Origin of the sequence: Nodosilinea sp. E11, from assembly GCF_032813545.1 — a bacterium.
In the GTDB taxonomy this organism is placed as follows: domain Bacteria; phylum Cyanobacteriota; class Cyanobacteriia; order Phormidesmidales; family Phormidesmidaceae; genus Nodosilinea.
In genome coordinates this window covers 2,702,991-2,728,721 of record NZ_CP136520.1, presented here as the reverse complement: position 1 = coordinate 2,728,721, position 25,731 = coordinate 2,702,991, and the positions used below count along the sequence as shown (strand labels likewise).

The window sequence follows — 25,731 nt, the reverse complement described above, 5'->3', positions numbered from 1 at the left end:
GTAGCCTTCGAAAGGCTTATTACCATTCACGTTTATCCCCTATGAACCCGCTACTCGATCGCATTCAGACCAGCCTGCTCGATTTAGTCGGGCAGTTTATTCAGCTCCTGCCGGGGATTGTGATTGGGCTGGTGGTGCTGCTGCTAACCAGGTATGCCGCTCAGGTGGCCCAGCGAGTGGTACGCAAGATGACCCAGCGCCTAGTGCCCAGTCGCTCGCTCCAGTTACTAGCCGTGCAGGTGACTCGCATCGGTACCTGGGTCTTAGGCTTCATTATTGCGGCGGTGGTGGCGTTCCCTGACCTGCGGTTGGGGGATGTCATTGGGCTGCTGGGGCTGGGCTCGGTGGCGATCGGGTTTGCCTTTCAAGACATCTTCAAGAACTTTTTGGCGGGCATTTTGTTGCTGGTCGAAGAACCCTTTCGCTTAGGCGATCAGGTGATGATGTGCGACTACGAAGGCACGGTAGAAGCGATTAAAATTCGCTCGACCCAGCTGCGTACCTACACCGGAGAGATGGTAGAAATTCCCAATGCGATCGTATTTACCAACCCGGTGCGGGTGCTGACGGCCTATCGCAGCCGCCGTACCGACTTAGACATCGGGGTCGATTACACCACGCCCTTACCGCTGGCTAAGCAGACCTTTTTGGCCGTGGTTAGCCGTGCCGAGGGCGTACTTAGCGACCCAGCTCCCGAGGTAGATGTGGTGGGTTTTGGCGACAGCTCAATTGACTTTAAAGTGCGCTACTGGACAACGCCACACATTGGCGATGTGCGGCGGATTAAGTCTCAGGTGTCGATGGCTTTAAAGGCCGCCTGCGACGAGGCGGGCATCTCGATTCCCTACCCGATTCGTACAGTGCATATGTTTGATCAGACCCAGTTCAACGAAAGTGAGCGTCTGACCAACAGTGCTGATGTTAGAGATGGGGCTAGATAAAGGGAATGTGGGTATGGGGCTGAATTCTGCTGATTAACCCCCGAGTGGGCAGGGCAAACGCCGTGTGCTTAGACAAACGTTCAACTGCGGATACAGCCGGGCCAACGCCGTTTGCCCCTACGAGACCGATGCTGAACTGCGGATGCAGCGACCAATGTGGGTGTCAATTTTCAGGATGTGGCTCACCAGCCAGTCTGCCAGTTGCTGATAGATTTCTCGGGCGACAGCTTCACTGGCCTCGCTAGCCTGGTACTTTTCGTGCAGATGGCCAAAGGTCGTAATAAAAGTGGTGTGGGCCTGCTGGTTGACCTCGGCGATCGGGCATTTGTGCTTAGCGGCGCAGGCTTCTTCATGCTCAAAGTGCCACTCGGCATAAAACTTGAGGAACACAAACAGCTTTTTGATGGTGCTGGCTCCTTTGTTGTGCTCGATCGCCAGCCCTAGATCATTTACAGCGGCAATCAGCTCTTTGTGGTGGGCGTCAATCATCGGAACGCCGGTGCTGAGGGAGTCGTCCCAGGTGAAGGCTTGCAGGGTAGTAGGGTTCATGGGGGTAAGGAAAGGGGGAGTAAGGGAGGTGGGGGACGTTGTCAGGGGAGGTATTGAGTGGAGTCAAAATTCAAACCTACTCTTTCGCCACTTCATGGCTCGCCATCAGCAAGGCTGTGAGGGTAGCCAGCCATAGCCCGAGAGCACTGTCGTAGGGTAGGGTGAGGTACAACCAAATCCAGAGGGTGATCGCCAAACCCGGGGGACTGGTGACGAAATCGGCGAGTTTGAGCAGGCCTAAAAATCCTTGCAGAAGTTGCAATGTGCCGTGGGGCATGGCTACACCTTGCTTTTGAGAAAACCGACTAAATTTTGCAAAAACGAATGACTGACCGGGGCGGCATCGGCGGTGATGCTGTGCTCTAGGTCTTCGGCCTCGTCTACAACTAGGGAGGAGGGGGGGGGAGCAGCCATGAGCGGCATTTCTTCGGCCAAGCCCGTCACAATCAGACGAAAGGCAATCTGCTGGGCTTTGGTAATGGGCAGGTTGAGCTGCTGGGCAATGTCCTTGAGCGCCATTGTGCCGTTGGTAAACTCCCACACCTGCCATTCGTTGGGGTTGAGGCGCAGGTTGGGCTTGCGCTCGACGACGCTAACTAAGGCTGATGAGGGGTCGGGTAGTTTTGCGTCGAGGGCACTCCAGTCTTTGAGGGCTCGCAGCCCCGCCAGGGTGACATCGGTGGCGGTGGCAATTAGGCCGGTCATTTCTGAGACGGGCAGCGGTGCTTTGGGGTCAAACTGAAACCACCCATCGGGTAAGGCAAATAGAGCACAGACCTGACGCATGACCTGAGTGTAAAACAGCAGCTTGATCTGTTCGACGTTGAGCACACCCTGATTTTTGAGGCACAGCCCCAGAGGGGTATGAATCTGACAGGTCTGGGCCAGGCGAGAGACGGCGCGATCGCCCATCCACCCGCGCTGGGCAATCAACCGCATGAGGCCCTGCTGGTCGAGGCTGTTGCCCGCCGCGACAATTTGCCCCTGGCGAAACCAAATGTGGTGGTTGCGGCGATCGCTGTTGGTTTGATCGCTGAGGGTACAAATGGTGAGCAGACCCGTCTTGCTGCCCTGCTCCAGCATTTGAAATAGCTCTGGCAGAGAGAAGTCGGCTAAATATCCGGTGACAGTCATGGGGGTTATCCCTATTCTGTAGGCGAGTGGGTGAGTGGGTGCTAGACGGTAGGGGCTAAGGTGCTTTCCCAGGCGTATTGCACCAGGGCGATGACGGCCTGGGCTACTGAGGCCGATTCGTTGGCGTTGACGGCAACGACTGGAGGGCGGCGGCTGGGGTTGGGGTAGCCGAGGGCTAGGGCAATGTTGGCGCTGTCCCAGGCTCCAGGGCAGTCGGTATGGGTGAGGCCGATGATCATGGGTACCTGCGATCGCTGTTTCATGAACATCATGATGCGGCGGGCCTCGCGAAACTCATGGGGCCGGTGGGCAGCCACCAGCAAAATGTAGGCATGGGCCTTTTGAATCAAAATGTCCCACATGAAGTCAAAGCGTGATTGGCCGGGGGTGCCGTAGAGGTGTAGAGCCATATCGGGGCCAAACTGAAGGCGGCCAAAGTCGAAGGCGACGGTAGTGCGCTTTTTAATGAGCAGGGCCTCGTCGGTGGCACGGCGGTCGGTATCAACTACCTCAATTTCGCTGACCGATCGAATGAAGGTCGACTTGCCGGCCCCCACGGGGCCGGTGACCACTAAACGCATGATTTCCATGGTTGGGCGGGGCAATGAATAACGGCGAATGGCGATAGATTGAGCGATCGATGCCCTAGTAGGCTCTAGATCCGCTGATGTACCCCTGCCTACCTGGTGATCGACCGGCTTGTAGCCTATCTTGGCTTTCGGAATCTACAGCCATAGTGAGTAGGGTAGGCAGGGTTTCTGGGGGAGCAATGGGGCCAGACGCTACATCAAAACAGCTTTCAGGTCAGCCAATGTGCGCTTGATTTCGAGCATCAGCAGACCCTGCTTAGCCGCCTTATCGGCCAGCACCAGAAATACCGCATCTTCGCCGCAGCTAGTCAGAATGCCGTAGCCTTTGTCGCCTTCTACGAAAATACGGTCAATACCACCTCGGGCCAGTTCGCTACCAATGCGATCGCCTAGGGAAAGCATGGCTGCCGACATCGCCGAAACCCGTTCTTCATCCATGCCGCCGGGCAGACTGGCGGCTAAAGGCAGACCATCGGGGGTAACTACGGCTGCCCCTTGGATATCCGTAGTGGAGGTGACAAAGCTTTGTAAAATGTTGGTGAGTTTTTCGGTGCTAATCGCCATGGTAATTCTCTCTTTTTGGAGGGGGAATAAGTGAGCTAAACATTGAAATTATTGAACAAACTCGCTGATGAGCGCTACATTGCCCCAGCACCGGTAGCAATCAGCCGTCTGAAGAGGCCCTCAGACCAACCGGTCTCTCTCAGGACCGCTGCCGAAGAGACTTCGATATAGGCTTGCTCAATAAAGGCCAGGTCAACCATGCAGATTTTGCTGAGGGCATCGCACAGCTGTTGGTCTTTGCCATCGGCTTTGGCTCGTTTGCCCGCTTCATGCACCACTACGGCCATCGCCGGCACCACGTGCTGAGGCCCAATGCCAATGCGCACATGAATCAAACCAATGCGCCAGCGACGTTCGGCATAGGCATTGGCCCAGTCATCCATACCGGTAAACATTTCATGGAACCAGGCCACAAAAGTTTCACGCAGGCGGTGGATTCTACCTTCAGACTCGTTGAGAATGGCGCTCATTTCAGCATCGCGGCCCAGGTATTCATAGAAATAGTTGGCCATTTCGGGCGCAATTTCTAAACCCCAATCGGCGTTAGACTGAAGCACTTTTCGGTCTGTGGGGCTAAAGTCGATGCGTGTCACCATCTTAGACATAAACTCGGTCGGCTCAAGACTCATGGGGGCAATCCCTTAAAAGATGTTTCGTGTCAACATCCTTGTTTTATCGCTTTAGCTTGGGTGGTCAACATGGCGTGAATACCTAATATTGTGAGAAATGGGGATTTAAGCGATCGTTCTAAAAATATCTCTGCTCTTTGTAGTTTGGTGACAATTTTGGCGGATATAGCTTTAAAGCGGGAACGTATTTATTGCTTAAATCGGTGCTAAAAACACTCCCATCAAGGTGAAGCGTTGTAACTAAGTTGAACAACACTGCGGCTGTTAATGTCGCCCCTAGGAAGCTATGACCCGCCTTTGAGCGATCGCACTTCAGAAACCTATCGGTTGTTTATGTCGAAAATGAGAATTTAACTGGCCTTGCCTGTAAGCAAATGTAACGTTTTTTCAGTTTTTACTCTGCTCCAACCGGCTGCCCCGCTGAGTTCTGACTGGCTTTAGCAGAAATACTGACTCAAGTATTGAAGTTACATAAAGTAGAAACTGGGTTGACCGGCGCATCATCTGAGTAAATTCACGGAGAGCGGCGATACATTTCTTCAAATAACGGCGCTATGGAGGGCCGTTAGCAGCCGATGCAGCGGCCAGAACGCTATATAGTGAGAGGCGATCGCTATATAGTGCAGCCAACGGGCCATCGCTAGCCCGCTGCCAACGCCAGCGTAAGCGTGTGACCTAGACCACTTTTGGCATTTAGAGGCAGTTAGACCCATGACCCGACGACCCACGGCAGAAGAGGGGATCGATCTAGCACCTTATATAGATCACTCGCTGCTCAACCCCATCGCAACCTCAGAGCAGGTGGCCCAGTGGTGTGCAGAGTGCGATCGCTACGGGTTTGCGGCGGTGTGCATTGCCCCTAGCCATGTGGCCCAGGCCGTCGATCTGTTGCACAACAGCAAGGTCAAAGTCTGTACTGTAATTGGCTTTCCCACCGGGGCCGCCACCTCAGCCACTAAGCTCTATGAAGCCCAAGAGGCCGCTGAGCGTGGTGCTGACGAACTCGACGTGGTGATCAACCTGGGCTGGCTCAAAGAGGGTAAAACAGAAGCCATTCATCGCGAAATCGCCACCATCTGCGAAGAAACGGGTCTCCTGGTCAAAGCCATTCTCGAAACTGCCGTTCTCAGCTCTGCTGAGATCGCCCTTGCGGCCGAAGTCTGTATGGATGCCGGAGTGAGCTTTCTCAAAACCAGCACCGGTTGGCAGGGCGGAGCCACGGTCGAAGTCGTGCGCCAGCTCTGGCAACTCACCCAGGGGCGGGTGGGCATTAAAGCCTCGGGCGGTATTGGCACCGCCGCCCAGGCGGTAGCCCTGGTGCAAGAAGGCGCTACCCGCATTGGCACCTCTCGCGGAGTCGAGCTGCTGCGCCAGCAAAAAGAAGACCCTATCCAGTCCTAGGTCTCAGGGCCTGTTGTTGTTCACCCAGGCGCGGCAACACTCTCTTGCCGATCGCTCCGCAGATATGACCTACGCTAAGAGTATCTGCTGAGTCTTTTGCCATGACGCTGACTGAACGCATGCTCTCGGGTCTGCCCGGCAATCCCCTGATGGGCCTTCAGCGGGCCGACGAGCTGTGGCTGCGCTACCGCACCGGCAGCCTACCTGCCACACAAGTTATTCACCAGGCTACAACGCCGCTAGCATCGATCGAGTGGGATGTGGTGATCTGCGGTGGCACCCTGGGGGTGCTGGTGGGGGCCGGGCTGGCCCAACGGGGCTGGCGCGTGGCCTTGCTAGAGCGCGGTGTGCTCCAGGGGCGCGAGCAAGAGTGGAACATCTCGCGGCGGGAACTGGCGGCGCTGGTAGACCTGGGGCTGTTGACAGAAACCGAGCTAGATTCTGCGATCGCCTCAGAGTACAACCCCGCCCGCATTCAGTTTGGCGATGGAGACCCTCTCTGGGTGGAGGATGTGCTGAATGTCGGGATAGACCCTAGAGAGCTGCTAGAGCAGCTCAAGGCTAAGTTTTTACAGGCGGGGGGCAAGCTGTTTGAGCACACCGCCTTTGACTCGGCCTGGGTGCATCCTAACGGGGTGCTGGTCAAAGCGGGTGAATCCCTAACCACGCGGTTGCTGATCGACGCTATGGGGCACTTTTCGCCCCTGGTCAACCAGGCGCGGGGGGCCGCCAAGCCCGATGCGGTGTGCCTGGTGGTGGGTACCTGTGCCCAGGGCTTTCCTCAAAATGACACAGGGGATTTGATCGCCTCGTTCACTCCCCTGCGGCACCAGTGCCAGTACTTTTGGGAGGCATTTCCGGCGCGGGATGGGCGCACCACCTATATGTTTAGCTATATGGATGCCGACCCCCGGCGGCTGAGTCTGAGCGAGTTTTTTGAAGAATATTGGACGCTGCTACCGGAGTATCAGGGCGTGACCCTGGCCGATTTGCAGGTCAAACGGGCGCTGTTTGGCTTTTTTCCCTGCTACAAAAACAGCCCGCTGCGATATCCCTGGGGGCGCACCCTGGCGGTGGGCGACAGCAGTGGTAGCCAGTCACCACTCAGCTTCGGCGGGTTTGGAGCCATGATTCGCCATCTAGAGCGGTTGGTAACAGGAATTGATGAGGCTCTAGGATGCGATCGCCTCACCGCCTCTGCTCTCGGTGCCCTTCAGCCCTACCAGCCCAATCTATCTGTCACCTGGCTTTTTCAGAAATCGATGAGCGTACGGGTAGATCAATCTCTCTCTGACCAGCACATCAACACGATGCTGACGGCAATTTTTACCGCTATGGCAGGGCTGGGAGAGCCAACCCTCAAACCCTTTTTGCAGGATGTGGTGCAATTTCAGGCTCTGAGCAAGACCCTGGCGGCGACGTCGTTAAAATATCCAGGTTTGGTGACTAAAATCATTCCTCAGGTAGGGATAGGGGCTTTGGCCAATTGGTTGGGGCACTATGGTAGTCTGGCCGGGTACAGCGCTTTAGCACCCCTAGTTCGTGCCCTTGGGCCCGTATTTGAGTCACTGCCTCCGGTTCAGCGATACTATAGCCATCGTTGGCAAGACAGGCTGTTCTACGGCAGCGGCAAGGACTACGACGCTTAAATGAAGAATTCTGCATTGCCCAGTAAGCATCTTTACGATGAGTTGCAACGTTCGCCAGACCAGGTCAGTCTAGCGAGGGCAGCTCTGTACATCGCCCAAGAAGACTATCCCCATCTAGTGGTAGAAGACTATCTGGCGATGCTCGATCGCATGGCAGCCACCCTTAGCCAGCAACTGCCTGCCGATCGGTACCCGCTGAGAATGATTCACGCCATCAACGGCTATCTGTTTACCGAGCTTAACTTTCGCGGCAACAGCATCGACTACTACGACCCGCGCAACAGCTTTCTCAACGAGGTCCTAGAGCGACGGGTGGGTATTCCCATTACCCTGTCGCTGGTGTATTTAGAGCTAGCCCAGCGGGTGGGATTTCCCATGGTGGGCGTGAGCGTGCCGGGGCATTTTCTCATTCGCCCCACAGTAGATGAGATGGATTTGTTTATTGACCCCTTTCACCAAGGGGAAATTCTCTTTGAGCAAGACTGTAGACATCGCTTAAAACAGATGTTTGGCGAGGCGGCACAGCTTGAACCGCAGCACCTGGCCCCCATTACTCCGGCCACGTTTTTGGTGAGAATGCTGACCAATCTGAAGCTAATTTACTTGCAAAATCGAGATGTACCTAAGGCCCTAAATGCCATCAATCGCATTTTGCTGATTTACCCTGAAGCCGTGAGCGAATGGCGCGATCGCGGCTTGATCAACTACCAACAGGGGCTACTCCATAAGGCCCAGATTGACCTAGAGCGTTATCTCTACCAATATCCCGATGCCGCCGATGCTTTTGAAATTCGCCGAGTGATTGAGCAAATCGAGAGCGTGCAGGATGAACCATGACCAACACCCTCAAATCCCCAGACTCTACCGATAACCCGCCGCCCACTGCCTCTCCTCTGCTGCGGTTCTATCGATCGCCCCTAGGTAAAAAGCTGATCACTGGAGCCACTGGACTAGGCCTAGCAATTTTTGTGCTGGCTCATATGGCTGGCAATCTGGTGCTCTTCATCAGCCGCGATGCCTACAACGCCTATGCCCACTTGATCGAAACCCTGGGGTTTGCTTTCTATGCCCTAGAGCTACTGCTGCTGGCGGTGGTGCTGCTGCATGCCTCAGTGGGCATTGAGATTTTTGTGCGGCGGCGGCAGGCCCGGCCCCAGGGCTATAGTACTTACCAATCGGTGGGCAATCCCAGCTACCAAACCCTCAGCTCCCGCACCATGATTGTGACGGGTGCTGTGCTGGCGGTGTTTTTGCTGTTTCACCTGCACAACTTTAAGTTTGGCATTTACTACCCCACCCAACTCGGTGGTCAAACCGTACGCGATCTAGCGCGCCTAGTGATCGAAGACTTTCACAGACTGCCCTACGTCGTAGGCTACACCACCGTGATGGTGCTGCTGGCCTCTCACCTGCGTCATGGGTTGTGGAGCGCCTTGCAATCCATCGGGTTGCTCAATGCCAGGGTGCGACCTGTGGTTTACGGAGCGAGTGCGTTAGTTGGGGCCGGGATTGCGGTTGGCTTTATTGTGTTGCCCTGGGCAATCTACCTGGGCTTGGTGAGGTAGGTGGTGATGCAGCTATTCGCTGCTTGATAGCGATTCATCTTCTTTACAATCCGCAACATTCCGGTTAGGGTAATGACATACATACCCCGCCTGTCCTTCACTGACGGGCCTTAAGTCAACCTAACTGCAATTATTTCCATCATGACCACGACTCTCCAAAGACAACAATCTGCCTCCCTGTGGGAGCAGTTTTGCCAGTGGGTCACCAGCACCGAGAACCGCCTGTATGTGGGCTGGTTCGGCGTACTGATGATTCCCACCCTGCTGGCTGCTACCGCCTGCTTCGTGGTTGCGTTTATCGCAGCCCCTCCCGTCGACATCGACGGCATCCGTGAGCCCGTCGCTGGCTCTTTGATGTACGGCAACAACATCATCTCCGGTGCGGTTGTGCCGTCCTCTAACGCCATCGGCCTGCACTTCTACCCCATCTGGGAAGCCGCTTCCCTCGATGAGTGGCTGTACAACGGTGGCCCTTACCAGTTGGTGATTTTCCACTTCCTCATTGGCGTCTTCTGCTACATGGGTCGTGAGTGGGAACTGAGCTACCGCCTGGGCATGCGCCCCTGGATCTGCGTGGCTTACAGCGCACCTGTGGCCGCTGCTTCCGCTGTGTTCTTGATCTACCCCCTGGGTCAAGGCTCCTTCTCTGACGGCATGCCTTTGGGTATCTCGGGTACCTTCAACTTCATGCTAGTGTTCCAGGCTGAGCACAATATTCTGATGCACCCCTTCCACATGCTGGGTGTAGCCGGTGTGTTTGGTGGTTCTTTGTTCTCGGCTATGCACGGTTCACTGGTGACCAGTTCACTGGTGCGTGAGACCACCGAGACCGAGTCTCAGAACTACGGCTACAAGTTTGGCCAAGAAGAAGAGACCTACAACATCGTTGCAGCCCACGGCTACTTCGGTCGTCTGATCTTCCAATATGCCAGCTTCAACAACAGCCGCAGCCTGCACTTCTTCTTGGGTGCGTGGCCTGTGATTGGCATCTGGTTCACCGCACTGGGCATCAGCACGATGGCGTTCAACCTGAACGGGTTCAACTTCAACCAGTCGATCCTTGACTCACAGGGTCGTGTGATTGGCACCTGGGCTGACGTGATCAACCGGGCGAACCTGGGTATGGAAGTGATGCACGAGCGCAATGCTCACAACTTCCCCCTCGACCTCGCTACCGCTGAGGCTCCTGAAATCATCGGCTAGTCTCTAGTCCATTGATTTGAAAAAGCGTCTCCTTTCGGGGGCGCTTTTTGCGTATATATGAACCATGTGGCAATGGGTAAGCCCAACGGCTCACAACTGGTCTCGCCATCAGGCGATCGCAAGGCCGGTGAACTTAGCCCAGATCCGCATTACATCACTCCGATTCCCAAACGGTCAACCTATAGGGGGCGAATGGGATTTGCCCTTCTAAATCGGGGTTTCCCAAATCCGAGTTGGGAAACCCCAATTTAGAATCAGGAACCCCGAAGGGGCGTAGCATGCTACGCCCCTACACATCGGGGGATTGATTCAGGATTCAGTCTTAGTCCTTGACGAGTCTTGAGGAATCGTCGCTGGTTTTTGATTAAAACCGAATCGAGTTACCGTTGATGCCCTCAAAGGCAAACTCACCTATCTCTTCTCGGTAGGTACTGCGGGCATCGCGCAGCATGCTGATGGCCAGCCGCTCACCCAACAGATTACCGCCGGTTTCGATGCCGCAGCCGGGGCGACGAGCACCCGCATTGGGCCCGGAAGTGGTGCCATCGGTGCGCCAGTGCATCCCAGCTCCATCGCGGAATAGCGTTACATTCGCGATCAGCTTGTTCAGCTCACCGTGGATGGTCAGTGGCTCACCGCAGTAGTCGCCCAGTTTAGAACCACCGTCCACAGGCACCTTGGGGTTCGGGAAGGGACCGTCGGCGAAGTAGGCCTTGGCCACAGTGGCCGCTGCTGCGACAAAGGCTGAGTGGCCACCGGGATAGGCCGGGTGGGTGGGTGACCCCTCGGGGAAGCCCATGGGCAGCAGCCAGCTACCCTCGCGATCGCCCCGATCTTGAGCCATATTTTGCTGGCGGTTGTGCTCATAGATCCGGTTGAGCACCTTGGTCTGCCGCCAAACCTCGGCTCCCTCACCAAACAAATCGTTGAACTTTTCATCATTGCAGGGGTTGCCAGCTGCCCCGCCCAAAATGCCTCGACGGAAGAGTTCTAGCCGCTGGGCATAGACCTCGGGCCGCAGGCGACGGTGCACACACCACTTCTGGAACCAGGCGTGCTTAAGGGCGTAGACCCCAGCCAGCCCACTTTGAATAGTGATATCTGGTCCACCCAGGCTGCCAAAGGGCTCAGCGGTGGTAATGGCTCGATTCATGCCGTAGGGAATTGCCTTAGCGCGCTTCGCTTTAGCGTTCAACAGCATAATGGTTGCCCACAGCCCTGCCTGGTGGGGAAAGTCGATGTGAACCCACTGTCCACCATCCCGCAGGGTAGTGATATAGCGGCTGCCATCAATGATGTCGAGACCACTGGGGTCAACATCCCCATTGTTAACCTGATTCCAGGTATCTAAATCAGTCATGTAGTCGAGCCCAGGCCGAGGATAGCGCTGCTGCTGCTGAATGGGCTGGTTGCCAAACTGAAAGTCTTGGAGCAAGAACTGAGACACATGGGGGCCAACGTCACAGCCCGCATAGGGGCCTCTAAAGAGGGTTTCAGGGGTGCAGACAAAACCAAATTGATCGGCAAACCCTAGGGCATTGAGATCGTCGCAGGCGGCTCTGACCAAGCCGCTAGTAGCGTATCGATCAAAGGGCACATCGCGACAGAGAGCCATCCAGTAGCGTTCTACCATGTCGATGGCCGTGCTGCGGCTGGCGAAGGCGGGGGCAGCGGCAATGCGAGCTCCGTTCGAGTCGTTGCCTGTGGTTTGGTAAGCAAAGGCATTCAGCGGATTCACTAGCTTGCGCACGCCACCCCCCAGCTGAACCTGCTCTAGGGCCGCTTGGGTACCGGCTTGCAAGGCATCCAGCAGCGATTGCAACGAGCTGGGGTCGACCAGGCCGTTGGCGTTGTGGGCCAAGCCTTTGGTAAAGGAAGCAAAGCCTGGAAAGCCAATGTGCTTAAACCGATCTTCATCCCCATTGACAGGGGGTGGTGTCACGTCAAACCCGTTTGACGCATTGTCGCGCTGTTGGTCACGCAGCCGAGCGGCCTCGGCCCGACGGCCCTCATAGTCTCGCTGTTGGGCGTTAGGGTAACAGTCAGACATAGCAATGTTCCTCAATGAATGAGCTAGAGAATGGGCTATTGAATCGCCAAAGACAGGTTGGATGACCTGCACTTTTGGAGGGGCCGCCGGAAGCGCCAGGACTGCTGGCCCCTCAGGGGTGAGTTGCCGTTGCAAAAATTTGAATATCGTCCTGTAATCCATAGGGCAAAAGGGGGGTGAACCAGAACTTTTGAGCCGAAGTTCTGACAGTCGTAAAGCACCGCTGACGCAGCCGCCAGATCAGGTTTTGGCTGGGCTGTTGGCTGTCGAAAAAGTGGTTTTTTCGCTATTTCCCTAACTTAATTGAGCCTGTGCGCAGACCACAGTACCCGCACGGGTAAGATTTAATCGACTTGCTTGACCTAACCAGAAAATCACGACGGTAAAGGGGTTTCAGTTTAATTCTGTAGAATCGAGAGGCTTTAGCCTCGATGTGAGTATCTTTGGGTAATTCTCTGGTAGCTGTATATTGGGCTGGACTTCACTCTAAGAAAAAGCAGATTTTGGCTATAGATGAATTAATCTGCAGAAAAAATTTTGGCAGGTGCATCATGAAAATCCCCTCTACCTCCCTTTCATGAAGGGGAGGCAGAGGGGAGCTTAAATAGCTTAAAACTATGGGTTTTAGAACTGAATCAACGGGTGTCTCACTAAAACGGGAATCGCACCAACTAGGGTGAAAATAGTGAGCCTGTTGAGGCCGAATTCATTGAAGCGGGCCAGCGATCGCACCAAAACATGCCTAACTGTGTCTGTAGCGATCGTAAACTGCCCCTAGGGCTGCACAATGTTGGTCACCGTGCCGGTTGACGTAGGTGGTTGCCCCGTAGTGTGCCTGCGGGCTGGAGCGTCGAACCAGGTAAGATTGTCGATGCGATCGCGCCCTCGCAAGCCTAGATCCAAGCAGCTCAAGCCTAAATTTTAACTATGGCAGAGTACTAGCCTCACGAGATCGCTAGCATTTCCTCACCCACATCGCTATTGTCCTGGTGTGAGCTAGACGGCACTTGCAATATGTCAGTCAGTAGGGTGGCGGGGGGTTGGCTGTGGGGCCAGGCAAAGGCATGGCGAAAGGCGGCTTCCTGGCAGGCTTGCAGCTCCTCAAAGCCAATCACATCGTGGGTTAGCAGGTTCTCGTACTCAAAGGGCAGCCGCACGTTGTGCAACCCGGCATTGTCGGTGCAGATAGCGATGTCAACCCCAGCCTCAAAGCAGCGGTCAAACACCACCTTGAGCTGGTGAATCTCCTCTAGAGTGCCGGTCTTGAGGTAGGTGGTGGGGCACACCTCCAGGCACTGGCCTCGCGCCGCCACCTCGGGCAGCAACTCTGGGTGCCGCAGGGGGATTTGAATGCCGTGGCCGATGCGCATCAGGTAAGGCAGCAGCTTGGGGTGGTCGCCCTCGGTGGTTTCGTAGAGGTGGCCGGTGGTCTTGAGGCCCAGGTCTTGGGCGCGCTGGTAGAGCTGGGTAAACTCATCAATGCGATCGCCGTATTTTGCATCGCCCCCGGCCACATCCACTGCGCACACGTACTGCGGATACTGGCCCGCCAGTTCTACAATCGCCCGGTTGACCTCAGCAGGCAGCTTCGAGTGCATGCAGAGAATCTGCTTGGTCACAATCGGATACTCGGGCTGCTGGCTGGCCCGGCCCACGATTTCTACAATCTCGGCCATCGCCTCAATGCGCTGATTTTGGGGTAGGTGCTCCGGGGTGCGTAGGTAGGGGGTGTAGCGCAGCTCCAGGTAGGCCAGGTTCTCAAAGATGTAGGCCCCGCGAATCAGACGGTAGATAAAGTAGGGCAGCGCCTCGTGGGTCTGCACGCTCTCGACTAGGGTGTGCAGCTCCAGGTATTCGGCCAGGGTGTTGCGCGGCCGGGTGTAGAACCGCTCAAAGGCCGGGTAGTCGGCAAACTGGCCCGAGAGATCGGGGCGGTTGCGTTCAAAGTAGCGCCACAGCACTCGCGGTACCACCGAGCCGCCTAGGTGACGGTGTAGCTCAGCATATAAACTCATGGCAACCTCCGCCTTTTACTAACTTGATTAGGTATAAGCAATCAGACCCAGCCTGGTGCTGGATCCTAAAACTTGGGCTTGGTGCGCTCGTCGGAACGTGATCTCGATGCGATCGCAGATCTAAAGCAAATCTAAAGAAATGTGAACTAGCTGTTCCTACCGTTCTATCGCATATTTCACTAATTGGGTATAAGGTTAAATACATTTAATTTGTGCGGGGTTTGGGCTGAAAGGGGGCTCACTCTCCACCAGAGTCCCCCGGCAGCGCTGAAACATTTAAGTTGACACAATGACATTTACCTAGTGATAATGGGAATTTGTGTGAACTTTAGAGCCTGAAATTCCCTTGGCAAACGTTGTAGTGATTGGGGCCCAGTGGGGCGACGAAGGTAAGGGCAAAATTACCGATTTGCTGAGTCGTTCAGCAGACGTAGTTGTGCGCTATCAGGGCGGTGTCAACGCGGGTCACACCGTCGTTGTTAAAGATCAAACCTTCAAGCTGCACCTGATTCCCTCTGGGATTCTCTACCCCGATACCGAGTGCGTGATCGGCAGCGGCACCGTGATCGACCCCAAAGCCCTGATCGGCGAACTCGACAAGCTCGACGAACTCGGGATTTCTTCTAAAAACCTGTTTATTTCCAACGCTGCCCATGTCACCATGCCCTACCACCGCCTGATCGATCAGGCGTCGGAAGATCGGCGGGGTAACCACAAAATCGGCACTACCAAGCGGGGTATTGGCCCCACCTATGCCGATAAGTCGGAGCGCATCGGCATCCGCATCACCGATCTGATGGACTACGATCGCCTGCGCAAGCAGCTAGAGTGGACGGTCCAGTACAAAAACGGCATCCTCGAAAAGCTCTACGACCTGCCCCCTCTCGACCCAGCGGCGGTAATCGACGAATATATTGACTACGCCGAGCGGCTGCGCCCCCACATTATCGACAGCTCGCTTCATGTCTACCAGGCCATTCGCCAACGCAAGAATGTGCTGTTTGAGGGTGCCCAGGGCACTCTGCTCGACCTTGATCACGGCACCTACCCCTACGTCACCTCCTCCAACCCGGTGGCGGGCGGAGCCTGCATTGGCACTGGCATTGGCCCTACGGTGATCGATCGCGTCATCGGGGTGGCCAAGGCCTACACCACGCGGGTGGGCGAAGGCCCCTTCCCTACAGAGCTGACCTGTGGGGTGGGTGAGCTACTGTGCGATCGCGGCGCAGAGTTTGGTACCACCACCGGTCGCCGCCGCCGCTGCGGCTGGTTTGACGCGGTGATTGGTCGCTACGCGGTGCGTATCAACGGCCTCGACTGCTTGGCCATCACCAAGCTCGATGTGCTCGACGGTGTCGACGAGATCGAGGTGTGCGTGGCCTACGAGCTAGATGGTGAGCGTTGCGAAGAGCTGCCGGCTAGTGCCGATGCCTTTAGCCGCTGCAAGCCCATCTACAAAACCATGCCCGGCTGGAAGCAGCCTACCGATCACTGCCGATCGCTCAGCGATCTGCCCAAGGCGGCCCTAGACTATCTCAAGTTTTTGGCTGAGCTGATGGAGGTGCCGATTGCGATCGTGTCGCTGGGGGCTAGCCGTGACCAGACCATCATCGTAGAAGACCCCATCCACGGGCCAAAGCGGGCGCTGCTCTACGAGAATGGCGAGTCTCAGGTGGCTTAGGCCTGGGCAGGGTTTGTTGTTTGAACGTATTCTTAACGGGGGGATTTTCCATGGAACTGACGATTGAATGTAAAGCGCGCGATTCTAAAGCCAAGCCCAATGCTCTGCGCCGTCAGGGGCTGCTACCTGCGGTGCTGTATGGCCACGAGGGTACCGAGTCTGTATCGTTAACCGTCGATCGGCATGCGGCTGAAATGCTGCTGCGCAAAGCAGCGGTCAACAACACCATGATTGATCTGCAAATTCCTGACCTGTCGTGGAATGGCAAGGCGCTGCTGCGCGAGGTGCAGTCGCACCCCTGGAAAAACGCGCTGTACCACCTCAGCTTCTTTGCGGTGAAGGCACAAGATGCCGTAGAAGTGGGCGTTGCCCTCAACTTTGTGGGTGAGCCCACCGGCGTTCAAAACGAAGGCGGCGTGCTCAACACCGAAGTCAACGAAGTCACTGTCAAGTGTAAAGCGATCGACATTCCTGAAACCATTGATGTCGATGTGTCTGGGTTGGCAGTGGGCGATTCGCTTACCGTTGCCGATCTGGTACTGCCTGAAGGTGCTGTGGTAGCGGGTGATCAAACTCAAACGGTAGCCACTGTGCTCCAAGGCCGCAAGGCTGAGGGTGAGGACGGTTCTGAGTCTGCTGCTGCCGAGCCTGTAGCGGCCGAATAGTCTCAATCCAAGTGATTAAATCACTTTCGCCTACTGCATGGGTGTACCTGTAGTAGGCGATGCCGACTTCAAGTCTAGGGGCTGGGAACTGTTTCCTGGCCCCTTTGCAATGTTATTAGCAGTCTTTGGCAGGTAGGTTATGGTTGCTTCCGCGCTTCCTGAGTTAATTCAGCAGATGTGTCAGCCCGGGTTTTATCCTCACCCGGTGGTGGAACCCATCCAGCTAGTGCAAACCCACGTGTCTTACGTGCTACTCACTGGTGATTATGCCTACAAACTCAAAAAGCCGGTAAATTTCGGGTTTCTAGACTATTCGACCCTAGAGCAGCGGCACCACTTTTGTCAGGAAGAACTGCGGCTGAACCAGCGAGGCGCAGGCCCACTTTACTTAGAGGTAGTCAGCATTGCGCAGACTGGGGATGCCTACCATCTCAATGGCGAAGGCGACCCAGTCGAATACGCCGTCAAAATGGTGCAGTTTCCCCAAGACACCCTGCTGAGCGCTCTCTACGATCGCGGTGAACTGACTACGGCTCTAATGGCAGATCTGGCGGCAGCAGTGGCTGATTTTCACCAGGGGGCGGCGACCGACGACCACATTCGCACCTTTGGGGCTGTCGAGCAAATCCGCCAAGCCTTTGACGAAAACTACGAGCAGACCACAGGGTTTATCGGCGGCCCCCAGACCCAGGCGCAATTTGATCAAACCAAGGCCTATACCGACGCCTTTTTTGACTCCCAGGGCAGCCTATTTGAGCAGCGGGTTGCCCAAAACTGGATCCGGGCCTGCCACGGCGATCTGCACCTCAACAACCTATGCCGCTGGCATGACCACCTCTACCTCTTTGACTGCATTGAGTTTAACGAGCCCTTTCGCTACGTCGATGTTATGTACGACGTGGGCTTTGTGGTGATGGATCTGCTGTCGAAGGACTGCGCCGAGCTGGCTACCGTGTTTTTGAACCACTACGTCGAGCGGACTGGCGACTGGGAAGGCCTCCAACTGTTGCCGCTGTACATTAGCCGCCAGGCCTACGTGCGGGCCAAGGTGACCTCCTTTTTGTTGGGCGATCCCTCGGTGGATGAGACGGCTAAGCGCAAAGCTGCCGAGACCGCCGCTGGCTACTACCGCCTAGCCTGGTCGGTGTGTCAGCCGCAGTCTGGCCGAGTCTATATGATGGCCGGGCTATCGGGGGCGGGAAAATCTACCACCGCTCGCTTGCTTGCCCAGACGACAAATGCGATTCACCTGCGCAGCGATGCGGTGCGTAAACACCTGGCTGGGGTGCCGCTCGATCAGCGTGGGGACGACAGCTTGTATACGCCAGCCATGACTGAAAAAACCTACGATCGCCTCCTCACCCTGGGTTTGGCCCTGGCTAAGGCAGGCTACTCGGTAATTCTCGATGCCAAGTACGATCGCCAGGCGCTGCGCCAAACCGCCTGTGAGGCAATCGATCAGGCAGGCTTGTCCCTGACTATTCTGCATTGCACTGCTCCTCTAGCGGTACTAGAACAGCGGGTGCGCGATCGCACGGGTGACCTGGCCGACGCCACCGTTGCGGTTCTGCGGCAGCAGCACATGGAGCCCTTTACCGACGTCGAGCAGGGCCTAGTAACGGCGATCGATACCACCCAAGACCTGCCACCGCAGATAGCCGTTATAGTAGGGGCGTAGGCGATCGCCTCGCCCACAGCGCACCCTAGAGGATGTACCGGTGGCCGATAAGATTATTCCACCAGCGCTCAAAATTTGGCTGGCCTTTCTGTTTTTGTTTTTGCTGCTTGACTATGGCATCGTGCCCAGCATTTTGCTGGGGGCCTTGGCTGGTTTTGCTGGGGGCACCATTCGCGCTTGGTGGACTACCCCTGGCGGCGAACCGACCACAACCCTAGAACTGCCTGCTTCTCTCCGGCAGCTCAATCCCCGTCGGCTACCCCTGGGAAATCTCCTCGGTCGGAGGAGCACCCAGCGTTTGCCTAGGGCGCGTCGATAGGAGATGAGCGGCCCCAGCCGGGCATACTGAGCGGGAGACTTACCCCCCCTTGCCCGCCATGGCAGAACGAGCATACTGGTTGGCCTGGTCCCAGGCCAAGGGCCTCGGGCCGATTTTACTCAAGCGTTTGCATAGTCACTTTGGCACCCTGGCCGCCGCTTGGCATGCCGAGGGGGCCGACCTGCTAGATGTGGAGGGTATTGGTCTAGGACTAGGGTCTAGCCTGATCGAGTATCGACAGACCGTTGCGCCGTTAGACTTGCTGTCGCGTTACGAACAGCAGCACCCCAACTTTTGGACCCCCGCCGACGCCGAATACCCAGCCCTACTCTACGAAATTACTGACCCACCGCCCCTGCTCTACTATCGGGGGCATTCAGAGCTGACTAGTGCCCTGCAAATGATGCCTTCGGTGGGGGTGGTGGGCACCCGTGGCCCCTCTGACTATGGCCAGCGCTGGACTCGGCGTTTGGCCCAGCAGTTAGCTGCCCACAATATCATTGTGGTCTCTGGTCTGGCCAAGGGGGTTGACCGCTTTGCCCACCAGCAGACCTTAGACAGTGGCGGGCTGACGATCGCCGTATTGGGTACCGGCGTCGATCAGACCTATCCCCAGGCGCACCAAGCTTTACAGGACAATATTGCCCGCCAGGGGTTGTTGCTGAGCGAATATCCCAACGGCACCCCGCCCGATCGAGCCCATTTTCCGCGTCGTAACCGCATCATTGCTGGGCTAAGCCGAGCGGTGGTCGTGACCGAGGCCCCGGCGCGATCGGGGGCGCTGATTACGGCGCATTTGGCCAATGACTATGGGCGCGATGTGTTTGCGGTGCCGGGCTCTCTCGATAACCCCAACAGTGCAGGTTGCTTGGCGTTAATTAACCAGGGTGCCCAGATGGTGTTGAATGATATGACCTTGGTGACGGCTCTAGGGCAACTCCCCCAGCTGAGTGCAGCCCCACCGATCGCGACAGAACCCAGGGCCGATCGCACTCCCCCCAGCCACCTCCCGCCCCCGCCCCTGCCTCCGGCCATGGCCCAGGTGTTGGCTGCCATTCCCGATGAACCTGCTAGCCTCGATTGGTTGGTGCAAGAGCTGGCCCAGCCCACCGGAGACCTGTTAGCGACCCTGGTGCAGCTAGAACTGCTGGGGCTGGTCAACCAGTTGCCGGGCATGCGCTATCAGCGTTGCTAGTCGTCGTCCCAGGCGGACTGGACGCAGTGCTGCTGCAAAAACTCAAACCGCAAGCTGCCCAGCTTAATCAAATCGCCATCCTGAAGATCATGGCGCTGGGCAGGGGCTAAGCGACGACCATTCACCCAGGTGCCACCAACACTGCCTAAGTCAATGATAAAAAAACCCCGCAATGGATCAAAGTTGAGGGCCGCATGGCAGTCGGCAATGCCGGCTTGGGGCATGGTGAGGGTGCAGCTGCGGCTTTGGCCGAGTAGCCAACGGGTGCTACAGAGGGTGACTTGAATGGCGCGATCGGGGCTGATATTAGTGCTCAGAAAAGCCCGCTCGTCGGCCACAATACCCTGCACATAGGCATCGGTGCGGTAGCAGTGGTTTTGGGCGGTCAAAATTGGGTCAATAATGTCGGCGACCTGCTCTAGGTCATAGCTTAGGTTACGAAAGAGGGTGTCTAAAATCCAGGGGGGAGAAGCCGCCTGACTGCTGTCACTGGGGCTCGGGGGTACAGTGCCCAAGGGCCACTGATCCGCATTGGCAGAAGAAGATCGTGAGGAAATCATAACGAACCGTCAAATTACCGCTAACTACATCTCTAGAGCAGGTCACCCGCAAACCGCAGCAGCCTAGGCCATAGCCCGTCTGTGGTGTGGTTGAGATTGTGGTGTACCTGGTTAATGCACCCGCACCAAAGGCTTAGTTACCTGGGCGTTGGAGAAACTCCTCAGAGAATGGGCAAATCACACGTGACGATTTTCCTCAAGCATTTAACCCGGCTGGGTTAAACTCCTTGCCATTAAACTGGGTTTCTGTGGGTTACACAATGCCGGGGCTGGGGGTACTTATAAAAGCTTTATGATTCCTCCGCAGATTTACGGATGAGCTTCAAGGAGCTGCTGTTTACTTAAAAACCGTCCCCAAATCTACGGTGTGCCAAGCGATGGTCAGCCTGGATAACTGCTATATCATCGGGATGGTGTCCATGCTTTTGTCTCTGGGGTGAACCTGTGGTCAACCCATTAACCCGCGCTCAGCCGCCCTTGAGCTTTATTCCCCCAGGGTTAAATCCTTGGGTATTGGCCCTGACGCGGCTAGGCCTACCCTACTGGATGCGCTGGCGTGAGCAGATTCAACGGGTGGATGTGGTCAATGCCGAGGGGCTAGTGCATTTACTCCGAGCCTTTGGCGCGAAGGAAACGCGGCTGTTACTGGCCTTTCGCCATCCCAGCCCGCTCGATTCTTACTGTTTGGCCCATTTGATGTGGTACGCGGTGCCCCAACGAGCGAGGGAACTGGGGATTTATCTCAACCGCCCGGTGCATGCTCACTTTATCTACGATCGCGGTATTCCGCTCTGGGCGGGCGACTGGGTCGGGTGGATCTACAGTCGCCTAGGGGGCACTCCAATTCAGCGGGGTAAAGTCGATCGCCAGGGGTTGCGATCGGCTCGTAACCTATTGGCCAATGCTGCTTTGCCCTTGGCCGCGGCCCCCGAGGGGGGGAATAACGGCCACACCGAGATTGTTAGCCCCCTAGAGCCAGGGGTGGCCCAGATGGGGTTTTGGTGCGTGGAAGACATACTCAACCAAGGGCGTCAGGAGCGAATGGCGATCGCGCCCTTGGGCATTACCTACCGCTATATCACGCCGCCCTGGAAAGCCCTCGATCGCTGGCTAGATCGCCTAGAAGCCGATCACAATCTGGCGGCCCCCGCCCCTGGTTACGCCCCCGGCGATACCTCGGAGGTGACGATGGAGCAACGCTATCGCCGACTCTACAGCCTGGGTGAGCACCTGTTGACCCTGATGGAGGGCTACTACAACCGGGTCTACGGAGCGGCGCTGGCTGAGTCTACCCTGAGCGATGATCGGGGGCTTTCGACCAATGCCCTAGGCGATCGCCTGGCCGCCTTGATGGATGCTGCGCTTCAGGTGGCCGAAACCTACTTTAAGCTGCCGCCCAAGGGCAGCACTATTGACCGCTGCCGCCGCATTGAGCAGGCGGGGTGGGAGCGCATCTTTCGCCAAGACCTGGCCGCCGCTCAACCCCTCTCTGCCGTCGGGCGGGGCCTAGCCGACCGCGAGGCCGAAGAAGCCTCCCTGCGGATGTGGCACATGCGCCTAGTGGAGAGTTTTGTCGCTGTTACCGGGCAGTACGTGCGCCAGCGCCCCTCTGCCGAACGCTTTGCCGAAACGGTAATGATTTTGCGCGATACGGTGTGTTTGATTCAGGGGCAGAACCCGTTTCCGCGACCTAAGCTCGGGCGACAGCAGGCACAGGTCACCGTAGGAGAGCCGATCTGGGTGAGCGATCGCTGGCCTGACTACAAAGCCAACCGCAAGCAGGCCGTGGCCCAGCTGACCGCCGATCTGCAAACGGCCCTCGAAGCGATGATTATCCCTACGCCACCATTACCGGAGTCACCCCAGGCAGATGCGCCAAAATAGCCTCGACTTGCTGCTGGTACTCTGCCTCTGTTAGCGCGGGGGTACTGTTTTCTACTCCTACCTCCTGGCCAACCTCAACCCAAGAGCGGCAGCCACTGTAGCCCTTGTGGCGCGGCAGTAGCAGTGGCGGCTGCAAGCGATAGGCCCGCAGCAGCAGACCGTAGAGGGGGCGATCGGGTTGCCAGTTCAGCCGTTCGGCCACAAATTGATCGTTCCACACCAGGTAAGGCCGCAGGGGCTCTACTTCGGTCTGGGCGTTGAGGGGCAGGGCGTGGGTAATGGTGGCCCAGCCCTCAACGCGCACCTGGTCAGGGTCAGGAGCTGTTTCCGCCGCCGCCAATGACTGAAACTCATCCTTTAGCAGGGTGAGTTTTTGATGCTCTTGAGTGGGTAGCAACAGCACCTCGCGCGCCGCCAGCGAAAACTGGCCCTTAGCTTCGCGAATGCCGCCCTTGCGCAGCAGCAAGATAGTTTCCCCTTGCAGCAAAGCCGCGATCGCCGCCTGCCATTCTTTTAAAGCCCAAGCCACCATAGCTCTTGCCCTCCGTTGCGCTATGTCAAGGCATTGTAAGCGGTTTAAACTCTGGAGAACTTGACCTCACTACTACTAAATCATCCCAACTGCCCAGTATCAGGCTGGCCCCCGGCACCGGCGATCGCCCCCAGGGTTCTGAGACTGACACAAACCCTGCTGCCCCGGCCTGTTCTGCCAGGGCACAGTCGGCCCAACTGTCGCCCACGACCAGGGTGTGGCGCACGGCAACCTGGAGGCGATCGCAGACCTCAACCAACAACGTTGGATCTGGCTTAGGCGGCTCCCCTGGCCCCGTACCCCGCCACTCGTGTACCCAGGGCATCAGGTCGTAGTAGCTGAGAAATTCTTTGACGTAGGCGGGGCTGTCTGACGATAGCACCCCAATTTTGACGGGGCTGTTATAGAGCCGCTCCAGCATGGCCACTGTGCCCGCAAAGGGGGGCGTGTCGGCAGCCTTGCTGTTGCGCTGGGCATTCACTGCCGCAAAACACTCGGCCACTAGCGGCTTAGCCCGATCAGCCGGATACCCCGCCTGGGTTAACACCGCTACCGCGCCCTGTCTATTGGCCTCGCGGGTGCCCGCAGCCATCAGGCCATCGGGGTCAATGCCTTGGGCAGACACCCCAAAGCAATCTAGCAGGGCTTGAATGAGCCCGTCGCCTGCCCCTACGGCGGCAGCACAGGCCTCTGCCCGCGCCAGGGCTGTGCGCTGCAACAGCCCCCGAGAGTCGGCCAGGGTGCCGTCTTTGTCAAAGACGATCGCCTCTACATCGGCAACGAGATGCTGCCCGCAGCGGATCTGCACCATAAAAAATAAATACTCAACAACGATAGGAATTCTGCCGTACCAACTTCGATTTCCCCAGGCTCATGCTGTCTCAGACTCATCAGGTACCCCCCTTTGCAGGTGGGGGCAGGGGGGATCCCTCGCCTGTCGACACACACCACACTACTACTCGCAGGGCACTATTCCCTGACAAACGGCATCGGGATCGCGGCTCTCAAAATTTTCGTTTCAAGCTCAGCCACTATCCTAGATAATGGGAAGGTTTTGAAAAATAAGCTAAGTTCACTATGCGCACCCACTACTGCGGCACCCTGCGGGCCAGCGACATTGGCAGCACCGTTACCCTGTTCGGCTGGGTCGATCGCCGCCGCGACCATGGGGGCGTGATTTTTATTGACCTGCGCGATCGCACCGGCGTGGTGCAAATCGTCAGCGACCCCGAGCGCACCCCGGCATCCTATCCCCAGGCCGACCCGCTGCGCAACGAGTACGTCGTCAAAATCGAGGGCCGGGTGAGCCAGCGCCTGGAGGGTTCCCTCAACCCCAAGCTGCCGACGGGCGAGATCGAGATCTACGCCGACACCATTGAGCTGCTAAACGCGGTACGTAAGCCCCTGCCCTTTCAGGTCTCTACCGCCGACTCAGAAACCGTGCGCGAAGATCTGCGCCTGCGCTATCGGTATTTAGATCTGCGGCGAGAGCGGATGGCCAACAACATGCGTATTCGCCATGAGGTGATTAAAGCAATCCGCCGATTCCTGGAAGATCAAGAGGGGTTCTACGAGGTCGAAACCCCCATTCTCACCCGCTCTACCCCCGAGGGCGCACGTGATTACCTGGTGCCGTCGCGGGTCAACCCCGGTGAGTTTTATGCCCTGCCCCAGTCGCCCCAGCTCTTCAAGCAACTGCTGATGGTGTCAGGGCTAGACCGCTACTACCAGATCGCCCGCTGCTTTCGCGACGAAGACCTGCGGGCCGATCGCCAGCCAGAATTTACCCAGCTAGACATGGAAATGAGTTTCATGACCCAGGACGAGATTCTGGCGCTCAACGAAGCTCTAGTGGCCCATATCTTTAAAGCGGTCAAGGGCATTGACATTCCCCGCCCCTTCCCCCGGCTGACCTACGCCGAGGCGATGGATCGCTATGGCTGCGATAAGCCTGACACCCGCTACGGCCTAGAGCTGGTGGATGTGTCTGACTTAGTAAAAGACTGCGGCTTCAAAGTATTCTCGGGCGCGGTGGCCGACGGCGGCATCGTCAAGGTGCTGCCCATCCCCAACGGCAACGACCAGATCTCCAATGTGCGGATCAAGCCCGGCGGCGATGTGTTTAAGATTGCTGCCGAAGCCGGAGCCAAGGGCCTGGCCTACGTGCGGGTGCGGGCCGACGGCGCGGTAGACACCATCGGGGCGATTAAAGATAACCTCGGCCCCGAGCAAATGGCGGAACTGCTGCGCCGTACCAACGCCACCGAGGGCACCCTGCTGCTGTTTGGGGCGGGGCCAACCCCAATTGTGAATGCCACGCTGGATCGGGTGCGCCAGGCGATCGCCCGCGAAATGAATTTGATCCCCCCCGACAGCCTAAATCTGCTGTGGGTGACCGACTTCCCCATGTTTGAGTGGAACGCCGACGAGCAGCGGCTTGAGGCCTTGCACCACCCCTTTACCGCCCCCCACCCCGAGGATGTGGCCGACCTCAAAACCGCCCGCGCCGTGGCCTACGATATTGTGCTCAACGGCTACGAAATTGGCGGCGGCAGCCTGCGCATCTATCAGCCCGAGGTGCAGAGCCAGGTGTTTTCTACCATCGGCCTGTCTGAACAAGAGGCCCGCGATAAGTTTGGCTTCTTGCTCGAAGCCTTTGAGTACGGCACCCCGCCCCACGGCGGCATCGCCTACGGCATCGACCGCATTGTGATGCTGATGGCGGGCGAAGAGTCGATTCGAGATGCGATCGCCTTCCCCAAAACCCAGCAGGCTCGCTGTTTGCTCACCCAGGCTCCCTCTTCGGTTGACCCAGCCCAGCTCACCGAGCTGCATGTGGCCTCAACCTATGAACCCGAGGATGAGGACTAGAGTCGGTAACGCAGCAATTTTCATCTTCTGTGGGAAGGAAAACTTGCACCATTGGT

The 25,731-nt window shown here is 57.1% G+C and carries 25 protein-coding genes; 13 read left to right on the top strand and 12 right to left on the bottom strand.

Annotation, left to right across the window (positions count from 1 at the left end; genetic code table 11):
• Positions 1-41 precede the first annotated feature (41 nt).
• The gene (locus tag RRF56_RS14405; RefSeq protein WP_317038335.1) at positions 42-941 is read left to right on the top strand and encodes a mechanosensitive ion channel family protein; all 900 of its coding nucleotides are present in this window, start codon (positions 42-44) and stop codon (positions 939-941) included.
• 117 nt (positions 942-1,058) lie between these two features.
• Here the strand turns inward: RRF56_RS14405 and RRF56_RS14400 are convergent, their stop codons facing one another.
• The 6 genes from RRF56_RS14400 to RRF56_RS14375 all read right to left on the bottom strand — a co-directional run bounded on the left by RRF56_RS14400 (position 1,059) and on the right by RRF56_RS14375 (position 4,407).
• Positions 1,059-1,490, bottom strand: a complete 432-nt coding sequence (locus RRF56_RS14400) for a hemerythrin family protein (RefSeq protein ID WP_317038334.1) — start codon at positions 1,488-1,490, stop codon at positions 1,059-1,061.
• A 76-nt stretch (positions 1,491-1,566) separates the two neighbouring features.
• Entirely contained in the window at positions 1,567-1,767 is a 201-nt protein-coding gene (locus RRF56_RS14395; RefSeq protein WP_317038333.1) for a hypothetical protein, read from the bottom strand.
• Positions 1,768-1,769: 2 nt separating this feature from the next.
• Entirely contained in the window at positions 1,770-2,624 is an 855-nt protein-coding gene (locus RRF56_RS14390) for a DUF4388 domain-containing protein (protein WP_317038332.1), read from the bottom strand.
• Positions 2,625-2,665: 41 nt separating this feature from the next.
• Positions 2,666-3,214, bottom strand: a complete 549-nt coding sequence (locus RRF56_RS14385; RefSeq protein ID WP_317038331.1) for a GTP-binding protein — start codon at positions 3,212-3,214, stop codon at positions 2,666-2,668.
• A 192-nt stretch (positions 3,215-3,406) separates the two neighbouring features.
• Positions 3,407-3,778 carry a roadblock/LC7 domain-containing protein gene (locus RRF56_RS14380; protein WP_073608058.1) on the bottom strand — a complete coding sequence of 124 codons (372 nt, stop codon included), beginning with the start codon at positions 3,776-3,778 and terminating at the stop codon, positions 3,407-3,409.
• 74 nt (positions 3,779-3,852) lie between these two features.
• Positions 3,853-4,407, bottom strand: coding sequence for a protoglobin domain-containing protein (locus RRF56_RS14375; RefSeq protein WP_317038330.1), 555 nt, complete (start codon positions 4,405-4,407; stop codon positions 3,853-3,855).
• Positions 4,408-5,118: 711 nt separating this feature from the next.
• On the opposite strand from RRF56_RS14375, the gene deoC reads away from it, so the two are divergent.
• The 5 genes from deoC (at position 5,119) to psbA (ending at position 10,225) form a co-directional block, all read left to right on the top strand.
• Entirely contained in the window at positions 5,119-5,808 is a 690-nt protein-coding gene (deoC, locus tag RRF56_RS14370) for a deoxyribose-phosphate aldolase (protein WP_317038329.1), read from the top strand.
• A gap of 101 nt (positions 5,809-5,909) precedes the next feature.
• On the top strand, positions 5,910-7,457 hold the full coding sequence (locus RRF56_RS14365; RefSeq protein WP_317038328.1) for an FAD-binding oxidoreductase: 1,548 nt from the start codon (positions 5,910-5,912) through the stop codon (positions 7,455-7,457).
• Positions 7,458-8,294: a SirB1 family protein gene (locus tag RRF56_RS14360; protein ID WP_317038327.1), complete on the top strand. Its 837-nt coding sequence runs from the start codon at positions 7,458-7,460 to the stop codon at positions 8,292-8,294.
• A complete protein-coding gene (locus RRF56_RS14355; RefSeq protein WP_317038326.1) occupies positions 8,291-9,022 on the top strand; it encodes a succinate dehydrogenase cytochrome b subunit in 732 nt (243 codons plus the stop codon). Before RRF56_RS14360 ends, RRF56_RS14355 begins: the two co-directional genes overlap by 4 nt.
• Before the next feature lie 141 nt (positions 9,023-9,163).
• A complete protein-coding gene (gene psbA / locus RRF56_RS14350) occupies positions 9,164-10,225 on the top strand; it encodes a photosystem II q(b) protein (RefSeq protein ID WP_317034894.1) in 1,062 nt (353 codons plus the stop codon).
• A 364-nt stretch (positions 10,226-10,589) separates the two neighbouring features.
• On the opposite strand, the gene RRF56_RS14345 is transcribed toward psbA, so the two are convergent.
• From RRF56_RS14345 to RRF56_RS14335, 3 genes are all read right to left on the bottom strand, one after another.
• The gene (locus RRF56_RS14345; protein ID WP_317038325.1) at positions 10,590-12,275 is read right to left on the bottom strand and encodes a hypothetical protein; all 1,686 of its coding nucleotides are present in this window, start codon (positions 12,273-12,275) and stop codon (positions 10,590-10,592) included.
• 774 nt (positions 12,276-13,049) lie between these two features.
• The gene (locus tag RRF56_RS14340; protein ID WP_317038324.1) at positions 13,050-13,178 is read right to left on the bottom strand and encodes a hypothetical protein; all 129 of its coding nucleotides are present in this window, start codon (positions 13,176-13,178) and stop codon (positions 13,050-13,052) included.
• 41 nt (positions 13,179-13,219) lie between these two features.
• Positions 13,220-14,290: an adenosine deaminase gene (locus RRF56_RS14335; protein ID WP_317038323.1), complete on the bottom strand. Its 1,071-nt coding sequence runs from the start codon at positions 14,288-14,290 to the stop codon at positions 13,220-13,222.
• 346 nt (positions 14,291-14,636) lie between these two features.
• Here RRF56_RS14335 and RRF56_RS14330 point away from each other — a divergent pair, with 346 nt between their 5' ends.
• The 5 genes from RRF56_RS14330 to dprA all read left to right on the top strand — a co-directional run bounded on the left by RRF56_RS14330 (position 14,637) and on the right by dprA (position 19,828).
• On the top strand, positions 14,637-15,971 hold the full coding sequence (locus RRF56_RS14330) for an adenylosuccinate synthase (RefSeq protein ID WP_317038322.1): 1,335 nt from the start codon (positions 14,637-14,639) through the stop codon (positions 15,969-15,971).
• Between the two features lie 50 nt (positions 15,972-16,021).
• Complete coding sequence (locus RRF56_RS14325; protein WP_317038321.1) at positions 16,022-16,636, top strand: 50S ribosomal protein L25/general stress protein Ctc; 615 nt, start codon at positions 16,022-16,024, stop codon at positions 16,634-16,636.
• Positions 16,637-16,775: 139 nt separating this feature from the next.
• Entirely contained in the window at positions 16,776-18,314 is a 1,539-nt protein-coding gene (locus RRF56_RS14320) for an AAA family ATPase (protein ID WP_317038320.1), read from the top strand.
• A 40-nt stretch (positions 18,315-18,354) separates the two neighbouring features.
• On the top strand, positions 18,355-18,633 hold the full coding sequence (locus RRF56_RS14315; protein WP_317038319.1) for a hypothetical protein: 279 nt from the start codon (positions 18,355-18,357) through the stop codon (positions 18,631-18,633).
• A gap of 58 nt (positions 18,634-18,691) precedes the next feature.
• A complete protein-coding gene (dprA, locus tag RRF56_RS14310) occupies positions 18,692-19,828 on the top strand; it encodes a DNA-processing protein DprA (protein ID WP_317038318.1) in 1,137 nt (378 codons plus the stop codon).
• Here the strand turns inward: dprA and RRF56_RS14305 are convergent.
• Positions 19,825-20,388: an FHA domain-containing protein gene (locus RRF56_RS14305; protein WP_317038317.1), complete on the bottom strand. Its 564-nt coding sequence runs from the start codon at positions 20,386-20,388 to the stop codon at positions 19,825-19,827. The two genes, dprA and RRF56_RS14305, sit on opposite strands and share 4 nt — an antisense overlap.
• A gap of 444 nt (positions 20,389-20,832) precedes the next feature.
• Here RRF56_RS14305 and RRF56_RS14300 point away from each other — a divergent pair, with 444 nt between their 5' ends.
• Positions 20,833-22,272: a 1-acyl-sn-glycerol-3-phosphate acyltransferase gene (locus RRF56_RS14300; protein WP_317038316.1), complete on the top strand. Its 1,440-nt coding sequence runs from the start codon at positions 20,833-20,835 to the stop codon at positions 22,270-22,272.
• On the opposite strand, the gene RRF56_RS14295 is transcribed toward RRF56_RS14300, so the two are convergent.
• Together RRF56_RS14295 and RRF56_RS14290 are read right to left on the bottom strand one after the other, a co-directional pair.
• Positions 22,226-22,804: a DUF1802 family protein gene (locus RRF56_RS14295; RefSeq protein WP_317038315.1), complete on the bottom strand. Its 579-nt coding sequence runs from the start codon at positions 22,802-22,804 to the stop codon at positions 22,226-22,228. The two genes, RRF56_RS14300 and RRF56_RS14295, sit on opposite strands and share 47 nt — an antisense overlap.
• Before the next feature lie 25 nt (positions 22,805-22,829).
• Complete coding sequence (locus tag RRF56_RS14290; RefSeq protein ID WP_317038314.1) at positions 22,830-23,615, bottom strand: HAD-IA family hydrolase; 786 nt, start codon at positions 23,613-23,615, stop codon at positions 22,830-22,832.
• A 266-nt stretch (positions 23,616-23,881) separates the two neighbouring features.
• On the opposite strand from RRF56_RS14290, the gene aspS reads away from it, so the two are divergent.
• Positions 23,882-25,675: an aspartate--tRNA ligase gene (aspS, locus tag RRF56_RS14285; protein WP_317038313.1), complete on the top strand. Its 1,794-nt coding sequence runs from the start codon at positions 23,882-23,884 to the stop codon at positions 25,673-25,675.
• Positions 25,676-25,731: the final 56 nt, after the last annotated feature.

Bases quoted from the DNA above. Each gene is read 5' to 3' on its own strand.
- RRF56_RS14405 (WP_317038335.1), top strand. From the start codon at position 42: ATGAACCCGCTACTCGATCGCATTCAGACCAGCCTGCTCGATTTAGTC.
- RRF56_RS14400 (WP_317038334.1), bottom strand. From the start codon at position 1,490: ATGAACCCTACTACCCTGCAAGCCTTCACCTGGGACGACTCCCTCAGC.
- RRF56_RS14395 (WP_317038333.1), bottom strand. From the start codon at position 1,767: ATGCCCCACGGCACATTGCAACTTCTGCAAGGATTTTTAGGCCTGCTC.
- RRF56_RS14390 (WP_317038332.1), bottom strand. From the start codon at position 2,624: ATGACTGTCACCGGATATTTAGCCGACTTCTCTCTGCCAGAGCTATTT.
- RRF56_RS14385 (WP_317038331.1), bottom strand. From the start codon at position 3,214: ATGGAAATCATGCGTTTAGTGGTCACCGGCCCCGTGGGGGCCGGCAAG.
- RRF56_RS14380 (WP_073608058.1), bottom strand. From the start codon at position 3,778: ATGGCGATTAGCACCGAAAAACTCACCAACATTTTACAAAGCTTTGTC.
- RRF56_RS14375 (WP_317038330.1), bottom strand. From the start codon at position 4,407: ATGAGTCTTGAGCCGACCGAGTTTATGTCTAAGATGGTGACACGCATC.
- deoC (WP_317038329.1), top strand. From the start codon at position 5,119: ATGACCCGACGACCCACGGCAGAAGAGGGGATCGATCTAGCACCTTAT.
- RRF56_RS14365 (WP_317038328.1), top strand. From the start codon at position 5,910: ATGACGCTGACTGAACGCATGCTCTCGGGTCTGCCCGGCAATCCCCTG.
- RRF56_RS14360 (WP_317038327.1), top strand. From the start codon at position 7,458: ATGAAGAATTCTGCATTGCCCAGTAAGCATCTTTACGATGAGTTGCAA.
- RRF56_RS14355 (WP_317038326.1), top strand. From the start codon at position 8,291: ATGACCAACACCCTCAAATCCCCAGACTCTACCGATAACCCGCCGCCC.
- psbA (WP_317034894.1), top strand. From the start codon at position 9,164: ATGACCACGACTCTCCAAAGACAACAATCTGCCTCCCTGTGGGAGCAG.
- RRF56_RS14345 (WP_317038325.1), bottom strand. From the start codon at position 12,275: ATGTCTGACTGTTACCCTAACGCCCAACAGCGAGACTATGAGGGCCGT.
- RRF56_RS14335 (WP_317038323.1), bottom strand. From the start codon at position 14,290: ATGAGTTTATATGCTGAGCTACACCGTCACCTAGGCGGCTCGGTGGTA.
- RRF56_RS14325 (WP_317038321.1), top strand. From the start codon at position 16,022: ATGGAACTGACGATTGAATGTAAAGCGCGCGATTCTAAAGCCAAGCCC.
- RRF56_RS14320 (WP_317038320.1), top strand. From the start codon at position 16,776: ATGGTTGCTTCCGCGCTTCCTGAGTTAATTCAGCAGATGTGTCAGCCC.
- dprA (WP_317038318.1), top strand. From the start codon at position 18,692: ATGGCAGAACGAGCATACTGGTTGGCCTGGTCCCAGGCCAAGGGCCTC.
- RRF56_RS14305 (WP_317038317.1), bottom strand. From the start codon at position 20,388: ATGATTTCCTCACGATCTTCTTCTGCCAATGCGGATCAGTGGCCCTTG.
- RRF56_RS14295 (WP_317038315.1), bottom strand. From the start codon at position 22,804: ATGGTGGCTTGGGCTTTAAAAGAATGGCAGGCGGCGATCGCGGCTTTG.
- RRF56_RS14290 (WP_317038314.1), bottom strand. From the start codon at position 23,615: ATGGTGCAGATCCGCTGCGGGCAGCATCTCGTTGCCGATGTAGAGGCG.
- aspS (WP_317038313.1), top strand. From the start codon at position 23,882: ATGCGCACCCACTACTGCGGCACCCTGCGGGCCAGCGACATTGGCAGC.